We start from the raw sequence: 7,447 nt of genomic DNA on the forward strand, positions 1-7,447 counted from the left end.
GGCTCCCGTTGCCGCTCCGGCTCCGGTCGCTGCCCCGGCCCCCGTCGCTCCGGCCGCTCCGGTCGCTGCCCCGGCTCCCGTTGCCGCCCCGGCCCCGGTCGCCGCGCCGAAGGCCGCCGCCGCGCCGTCCGCCCTGCGCGGCCAGACCGTCAAGATGACCCGCATGCGCAAGGTCATCGGCGACAACATGCTGAAGGCGCTGCACGAGCAGGCCCAGCTGACCAGCGTGGTCGAGGTGGACGTCACCAAGATCATGTCGCTGCGCGCCAAGGCCAAGGAGGGCTTCCTGGCCCGCGAGGGCGTCAAGCTCTCCCCGATGCCGTTCTTCGTCAAGGCCGCCGCCCAGGCGCTGAAGGTCCACGCGGTCGTCAACGCCCGGATCAACGACGCCGAGGGCACGGTCACCTACTTCGACACCGAGAACATCGGTATCGCGGTGGACTCCGAGAAGGGCCTGATGACCCCGGTCATCAAGGGCGCGGGCGACCTCAACATCGCCGGCATCTCGAAGAAGACCGCCGAGCTGGCCAGCAAGGTCCGCGACAGCAAGATCACCCCGGACGAGCTGTCCGGCGCCACCTTCACCATCAGCAACACCGGCTCGCGCGGTGCGCTGTTCGACACCGTGATCGTGCCGCCGAACCAGGTCGCCATCCTGGGCATCGGCGCCACCGTCAAGCGCCCGGTCGTCATCGAGGCCGACGGCGGCACCGCCATCGGCATCCGCGACATGACCTACCTGTCGCTCTCCTACGACCACCGCCTGGTGGACGGCGCCGACGCCGCCCGCTACCTGGTCGCGGTCAAGGAGATCCTGGAGGCCGGCGAGTTCGAGGTCGAGCTCGGCCTCTGACCCCACCAGGTCCCCGCGGAAACCCGCGTACGGAACCCCGCGTCGTCCCCGGACGGCGCGGGGTTCCGCCGTTCCCGGCCCCCGTCGCGGGCCGGCCGGACGCACCGGGTCGCGGGTCCGCGCCGAGTCGTGGCATGCGCGGAGGCGGCCGAACGGGGATGCTTGAGCGGTGATGGACGAGACGGACTTCTGGCAGATCATCGACGACACCCGGGACGCCGCCGACGGCGACCCCGACGAGCAGGCCGACCTCCTGGTGGAACGACTCCTCCAGCTGACCCCGGACGACGTGATCGACTTCGCCCGGCTGTTCCAGGCGCGGTTCCGGCGCGCGTACCGCACCGACCTGTGGGGCGCGGCCTACCTGCTGCTCGACGGCGCCTCCGACGACTCCTTCGACTACTTCCGCTTCTGGCTGATCGGCCAGGGCCGCGAGGTCTTCGAGGGCGGACTGGCCGAACCGGACGACCTGGCGGACCTGCTGCCGGAGTTCGACGAGGAGGAGGACGGCGACGCCGAGGACCTCGGCTACGCCGCCGACGAGGCGTACGAGCGGCTGACCGGGCTGCCGCTGCCCGAGGTGGGCGGGCGGCAGGCCGAGCAGCCGTCCGGGCCGGTGCTGGACTTCGACGACCCGGACGTCATGGCCAAGCGCTACCCCAAGCTCTGGGAACGGTACGGGGATTAGGGCGCACCGGACGGGCCGGCGGACCGGCCTTCGCGGTTTCGTCAGGTGCTGCTGCCGGAGGAGCTGTCCTGCTGGATGCCGTTGAGGATCTGGTCCAGTGCCGAGAAGTCCGGCGCCGCCGGGCTGTCGTCCACGCCGCCCTCCATGACCACGTAGCCGCCGCCCTTGGCCGGGAGGGCGGCCAGCAGGACGTAGCCCTGGGTGCCGTCCGTGGTGCGGATGTGCCAGCGGGTGGCGTAGCCGAGCACCCCGGCCACCCTGACGTACCCGGATCCGGCGTCGGTGTGCGAGCTGACGCCGGAGAAGATCTGCCCGGCGTAGACCGGGATCTGGGCGTCGGCGGCCGCCTTGGGCGTGGTGCCCTGGACGGTGTCCTTCTCGACCGAGAACTGGCCGCGGATGCAGGAGCTGCCGTCCGGGCAGCTGTAGCGGCCGGTGCCCAGGTAGACCGTCGAGTGCGGCGGGTTGGTGGACACGTCCCAGCCGTCGAAGACCGGCACGGTGATCGCGTGCTGCGGGTCGGGGACGGTGCTCTTGACCACCGGCAGGGGCTTGGGCTTGGGGGTGGGCGTGGGCACGGTGGGGCTGGGGCTCGACGTGGGGCTGCCGCTCTGGGTCACGGTGACCGTGGGGTCCGGGGTCGGGTCCGCCCTCCGGTCGCCGCCGCCGCTGAACGCGATCCCGGCGACGATCCCGCCCACGGCCAGCACGGCGACCGCGATGCCGATGATCAGGCCGGTCTGCGGCCTGGCCCTGGCCGTCGGGGGCGACGGTGGGTAACCCGGGCCCGGGTAGCCGTAGCCGGGGCCCTGGCCCGGGTAGCCGCCCTGGGCCTGGCCTTGGCCCTGGGCCTGGTAGGCGTCCTGGCCCGGGTAGCCGTAGGGCGGGAGCTGGTGGGCGTCCTGGCCCGGGTAGCCGTAGGCCGGGGCCTGGTGGGCGTCCTGGCCCGGGTAGCCGTAGGCCGGGGCCGGGCCGCCGGGGTGGCCGTGGCCGGGCGGCTGGTCGGACGGCGGCCGGGTCTGGGTGGGGGCGTCGGCGAGCCCGCCCGCGACGCCGTCCTGGAGCGGTCGGACCTCGCTGCTCCAGGCGTTGCCGTCCCACCAGCGCTCGTGACCGGGGGTGCCGTCCGCACCCGGGACCGGGTACCACCCGGGAGGCGTCGAGTTGCTCACGGGCGTACGGTACCCGGCGCGGCGGCGGTCCAGACAGCGCGGAACCGTCACGACTCGGCACCGGCCCGGAACGTCGAACGTCCGCTTGCGGCAAGCCTGTTCGGACGATCGACGCGGGCCGGGGCGGGCCCGGCGGGGTGCCCTCCGGGGCTCAGTCGGCCAGGCGGCGGGCCATCCAGACGTCGTCCACGTACCGGCCGTCGATCAGGAACTCCTCGGCCAGCGAGCCCTCGACGACGAAGCCGCAGCTCTCGTAGAGCCGACGGGCCGGGGCGTTCCAGCCGAGCACCCGCAGGGTCAGCTTGCGGGCACCCTCGGCCTGGGCCGCCTCGCAGGCCGCCTCGACCAGCCGACGGCCGATGCCCCGGCCGCGGACGGTGTCGTCGACCGCCAGGCCCTGGATCTGCCGGACGTGCCGGTTGCTCGCCAGCGGGGTGGCCGGGACCTGACGGATGTAGCCGACGATCCGGCCGTCCAGCACGGCCAGCAGGTACTGCTCGGCGGGGTGCCGCTCGTCGAAGACCGGGTCCTCGACGGGCGGTCGCGGGGAGACGTCGGACAGGACGGACCAGGCGGCGTGGTTGAGGACGGCGAGTTCCCGCTCGTCCTCGCTCCGCGCCGTACGGATGATCAGATCGTCGTCAGGCATGCGCGCCATGCTAACGGGACGCATGCGAAGGTGACGGGCGGTCGGGAACACCGCGGGAGCGTGCGGGAGCTGCGAGGATGGGCGCATGCGCATCGCTGTCACGGGTTCCACGGGTTTGATCGGTTCGGCGCTCGTCCGCTCCCTGCTGGCGGACGGCCACGAGGTGGTCCGGCTGGTCCGGCACCGCTCGAAGACCGGCCCCCGGCCGGACGGCAGCACGGCGATCGGCTGGAACCCGCTGCTCGGCGAGGTCGAGCGGGACGGGCTGGCCGGGGTCCAGGCCGTGGTGCACCTGGCCGGCGCCGGGGTCGGCGACCACCGCTGGACGGACTCCTACAAGCGGGAGATCCGGGAGAGCCGGGTGTACGGCACCGAGACGCTGGCCGTCGCGCTGGCCGCGCTCAAGGAGCCGCCGCAGGTCCTGGTGAGCGCCTCCGCGGTCGGCTGGTACGGGCAGACCGGCGACCGGGTGATCGACGAGGACTCCCCCGCCGGGGACGACTTCCTGGCCGAGGTCTGCCGCGAGTGGGAGGACGCCGCCAGGCCGGCCGAACGGGCCGGGATCCGGGTCGTCCACCCCCGCACCGGGATGGTGCTGTCCGCGGCCGGCGGGGCGGGCGGGCGGCTCTTCCCGCTGTTCCGGCTGGGGCTCGGCGGGCGGCTCGGCAACGGGCGGCAGTACTGGAGCTTCATCTCGCTGCACGACGAGGTGGCCGCGCTGCGGTTCCTGATCGACCACGACGACCTCTCCGGCGCCTTCAACCTCACCGCGCCGAACCCGGCGACCAACGCCGAGCTGACCGCCGCGCTCGGGCGGGCGCTGCGGCGGCCGACGCCGTTCCCGGTGCCGGAGGCGGTGCTCAAGGCGGTGCTGGGCGAGCTGGCGGTCGAGGTGGTCGGCAGCCACCGGGTGGTGCCGCGGCGGCTGCTGGACGCGGGCTTCCGCTTCACCCACCCGGACGTGTACTCGGCGGTGCTCGCGGCGATGTGACGGGTCGGCGCGCGGGCGGCGGTGTGACCGGTGGGCGTGCGCTCGGGGATGCGACGCGTGGGCGTGCGCGCGGGGCGTGCGGAGCCGTGCGTACTCCGGCTGCGGCATCCACCCTGGCCAGCGGCATATGCCGAGCCGGGCCCGAGGGGGCCCGAGGAGGGGGCGCACGGGAGCACATGGTGGGCGCGTCGCACGCCCCCGGTGACCGTACGCGCCCGCCGACCCCCGAACCCGGCCACCACGGCGCACTGTCCGTGACCGCGCCCCCGCCCGGTGCCGCACAACCCTCCCCGGCCCTCGGATCCGGTCCGATGCGCTTGTCTGATGCTCGTACTGACTGGGCATCACCCTCCACGGACCGTGTCCCGGCACCCCGCTGCCTGCGTCGGCCGGAGCCCCGGGACCAGGGAGGGAGCACCCCAGTGCCCACGTACGACTTCACCCGCCGCGCCCGCCGGCCGTCCGACCCGGACGTCGTCGTGGTCGGCGCCGGACTCGCGGGCCTGGCCGCCGCCCGCGCGCTCACCGGCCACGGCCTCGACGTCCAGGTCCTGGAGACCACCGACCGGATCGGCGGCCGGATGGCCACCCGCGAGCAGGACGGATTCCGGCTCGACGACGGCAGTCACCTGCTGAACACCGCCTTCCCCGAGCTGCGCCGCACGCTCGACCTCGACCGCCTCGACCTGCGCCCGCTCGCGCCCGGCGTGCTGGTGCACAGCGCCGGCCGCCGGTACCGCGCCGGGGACCCCCAGCTCGCCGTCGCCCGGCAGGCCGCCGCCCGGGCCCCGCTCGGCAGCCCGCTGGACAAGGCCCGGCTGGCCGGCCGGCTCGGCCGGCTCGCCGGCACCCCGGTCGGCCGGCTCCAGGCCCGGCCGGAGACCACCGCCGCCCGCGCGCTGGCCGGCCACGGCCTCGCCCAGCGCACCGTGGACGGCTTCCTGCGCCCGCTGCTCAGCGCGCTGCTCTCCGATCCGGCCCTCGGCACCAGCAGCCGGATCGCCGACCTGGTGCTGCGCTCGTACGCGCGCGGGCGGCTCTGTCTGCCCGCCGGCGGGATCGCGGCGGTACCGGCCCAGCTGGCCGCCGCCCTGCCCGCCGGAACCGTCCGCACCGGGGTGCAGGTCACCTCGATCGCCGCGGACGGCGTCGAGACCCTCGCGCACGGGCGGATCGGCGCCCAGGCCGTCATCGTCGCCACCGACGCCCGCTCCGCCGCCGGACTGCTGCCCGGGCTGCGGCTGCCGGACTTCCACCCCGTCACGACCTTCTACCACGCGGCCGACACCGCCCCGCTGGGCGAGGCCGTCCTGCTGCTCGACGGCGACCGGCCGAACGGGCACCCGCCACTGGTCTCGCACTCGCTGGTGCTCAGCGAGCTGCACCCGTCCTACGCCCCGGCCGGCCAGGCCCTGATCGCCACCACCGTGCTCGGGCGGCGCGCCTTCGACGTGGGCGGCCCGGCCGGGCTGGAGCCGGCCGTCCGGGCCCGGCTGACCGAGCTGTACGGCGTCCCGACCTCGGGCTGGCAGTTCCTCGGCGTACGGCACGTCCCGGACGCGCTGCCCGCGATGCCGCCCCCGCACAACCCCCGCCGCCCGGTGCGGCTGCTGGCCGGGCTGTACGTCGCCGGGGACCACCGGGACACCAGCACCGTGCAGGGCGCGCTGGTCTCCGGCCGGCGGGCGGCGCAGGCGGTCCTGGGCGACCTCGGCGTCCCGGCCGACGCCCGGGAGACGGAGGCGGCGGCCTGACGGCGGCGGGAGTGGTCGTCGGGGTGGCCTGAGCGACGGGGCGGCAGGGGCGGCAGGGGCGGCCGTCGCCACCGCCGGAGCGCATCGGGGTACCGGGACACACCAGCGGTCTGCCGGGGTGACAGACCGACGGCGTGCCAGGATGCCGGGGTGCCTGCTCTGACCGTTCATCGGATGATCTCAACCGTTCGGCCGGTTGCGCGGTGAGCGCCGCCGCCCAGCCGCTGACCCTGATCCTGATCCCCGCCGCAGCCGTGGCCGCCCCACTGCTCGCCGACCGGCTGCTGCGGTGGATCGCCGTCCCGACCGTCGTGTTCGAGATCGTGCTCGGCGTCCTGATCGGCCCGGACGTCCTGGGCTGGGCGCACGTCGACGGCCTGGTCGACGCGCTCTCCCAGTTCGGCCTGGCCATGCTGATGTTCCTGGCCGGCTACGAGATCGACTTCGCCAGGCTGCGCGGCGGCCCGCTGAAACGGGCGGGCACCGCGTGGCTGGTCTCGGTGGCCGTCGGACTCGGCGTGGGCGCGCTGGTCAACCGGGACCCGCTGGACGGCGCCTTCGCCGGGCTGGTGCTCACCACCACGGCGCTCGGCACCATCCTGCCGATCCTCCGCGACGCCGGTGAACTGCCCACGCCCTTCGGCTCCCTGGTGATGGCCACCGGGGCGGTCGGCGAGTTCGGGCCGATCATCGCGATCGCCGCCCTGCTCAGCGGCAACTCCCCGGCCCGCACGGCGGTCATCCTCGGGGCCTTCGCGGTGATCACCGCCCTCGCCGTGTTCGGCGCGCGCCGGCCCCGCCCGGCCTGGGCCACCCGGCTGATCGAACGGACCCTGCGCACCTCCGGACAGTTCGCGATCCGCGCGGTGATCCTGGTGCTGGCCGCCATGGTCGCCGCCGCGCTCTGGCTGGACCTCGACATGCTGCTCGGGGCCTTCGTCGCCGGGATCGTCTCCCGGCTGCTGCTGGCCGGCGTCCGGCAGGCCGAGGAGGAGGTGATCGAGGCCAAGCTGGAGAGCATCGGCTTCGGCTTCCTGGTACCGGTGTTCTTCGTGGTCAGCGGGATGAACTTCGACCTGGACGCCCTGCTGGACGACCCGGGCACGCTGCTGCTGGTCCCGGTGTTCCTGCTGCTCTTCCTGGCCGTGCGCGGGCTGCCCGCCGCGCTGCTCGCCCCGGCCGGGCTCGGACCGCGCGACCGCGCGGCGCTCGCGCTGTACGGGGCGACGGCGCTGCCGCTGGTCGTGGTGATCACCACCATCGAGGTGGACGCCGGTCACCTGCCGTCCTCGACCGCGGCGGCGCTGGTCGGCGCCGGGATGCTGTCGGTGCTGGTGTTC

General features: G+C 74.9%; 7 protein-coding genes. 5 read left to right on the forward strand and 2 right to left on the reverse strand.

All coding sequences use genetic code 11. From position 1 onward, the window contains the following. Window positions 1–853: 2-oxo acid dehydrogenase subunit E2 (locus ACFU6K_RS24700; RefSeq protein WP_380666444.1), on the forward strand; the 853-nt coding region annotated here is incomplete at its 5' end. A 172-nt stretch (window positions 854–1,025) separates the two neighbouring features. Beyond that, complete coding sequence (locus tag ACFU6K_RS24705) at window positions 1,026–1,541, forward strand: DUF4240 domain-containing protein (RefSeq protein WP_380666451.1); 516 nt, start codon at window positions 1,026–1,028, stop codon at window positions 1,539–1,541. Window positions 1,542–1,582: 41 nt separating this feature from the next. On the opposite strand, the gene ACFU6K_RS24710 is transcribed toward ACFU6K_RS24705, so the two are convergent. Then, the gene (locus ACFU6K_RS24710; protein ID WP_380666446.1) at window positions 1,583–2,713 is read right to left on the reverse strand and encodes a DUF2510 domain-containing protein; all 1,131 of its coding nucleotides are present in this window, start codon (window positions 2,711–2,713) and stop codon (window positions 1,583–1,585) included. A 151-nt stretch (window positions 2,714–2,864) separates the two neighbouring features. Further along, entirely contained in the window at window positions 2,865–3,371 is a 507-nt protein-coding gene (locus ACFU6K_RS24715) for a GNAT family N-acetyltransferase (RefSeq protein ID WP_380666447.1), read from the reverse strand. Window positions 3,372–3,447: 76 nt separating this feature from the next. On the opposite strand from ACFU6K_RS24715, the gene ACFU6K_RS24720 reads away from it, so the two are divergent. The 3 genes from ACFU6K_RS24720 to ACFU6K_RS24730 form a co-directional block, all read left to right on the forward strand. Further along, on the forward strand, window positions 3,448–4,353 hold the full coding sequence (locus ACFU6K_RS24720) for a TIGR01777 family oxidoreductase (protein WP_380666448.1): 906 nt from the start codon (window positions 3,448–3,450) through the stop codon (window positions 4,351–4,353). 422 nt (window positions 4,354–4,775) lie between these two features. Then, window positions 4,776–6,107, forward strand: coding sequence for an FAD-dependent oxidoreductase (locus ACFU6K_RS24725; RefSeq protein WP_380666449.1), 1,332 nt, complete (start codon window positions 4,776–4,778; stop codon window positions 6,105–6,107). Window positions 6,108–6,310: 203 nt separating this feature from the next. Continuing rightward, window positions 6,311–7,447 (forward strand): cation:proton antiporter (locus ACFU6K_RS24730; RefSeq protein WP_380666450.1); only part of this gene is annotated, 1,137 nt, incomplete at its 3' end.

It is taken from the genome of Kitasatospora sp. NPDC057512 (genome assembly GCF_042802135.1).
GTDB lineage: Bacteria > Actinomycetota > Actinomycetes > Streptomycetales > Streptomycetaceae > Kitasatospora.

What these genes read in the sequence shown, in the direction of transcription:
- ACFU6K_RS24705 (WP_380666451.1), top strand. Translation starts at nt 1,026, where the DNA reads ATGGACGAGACGGACTTCTGGCAGATCATCGACGACACCCGGGACGCC.
- ACFU6K_RS24715 (WP_380666447.1), bottom strand. Translation starts at nt 3,371, where the DNA reads ATGGCGCGCATGCCTGACGACGATCTGATCATCCGTACGGCGCGGAGC.
- ACFU6K_RS24720 (WP_380666448.1), top strand. Translation starts at nt 3,448, where the DNA reads ATGCGCATCGCTGTCACGGGTTCCACGGGTTTGATCGGTTCGGCGCTC.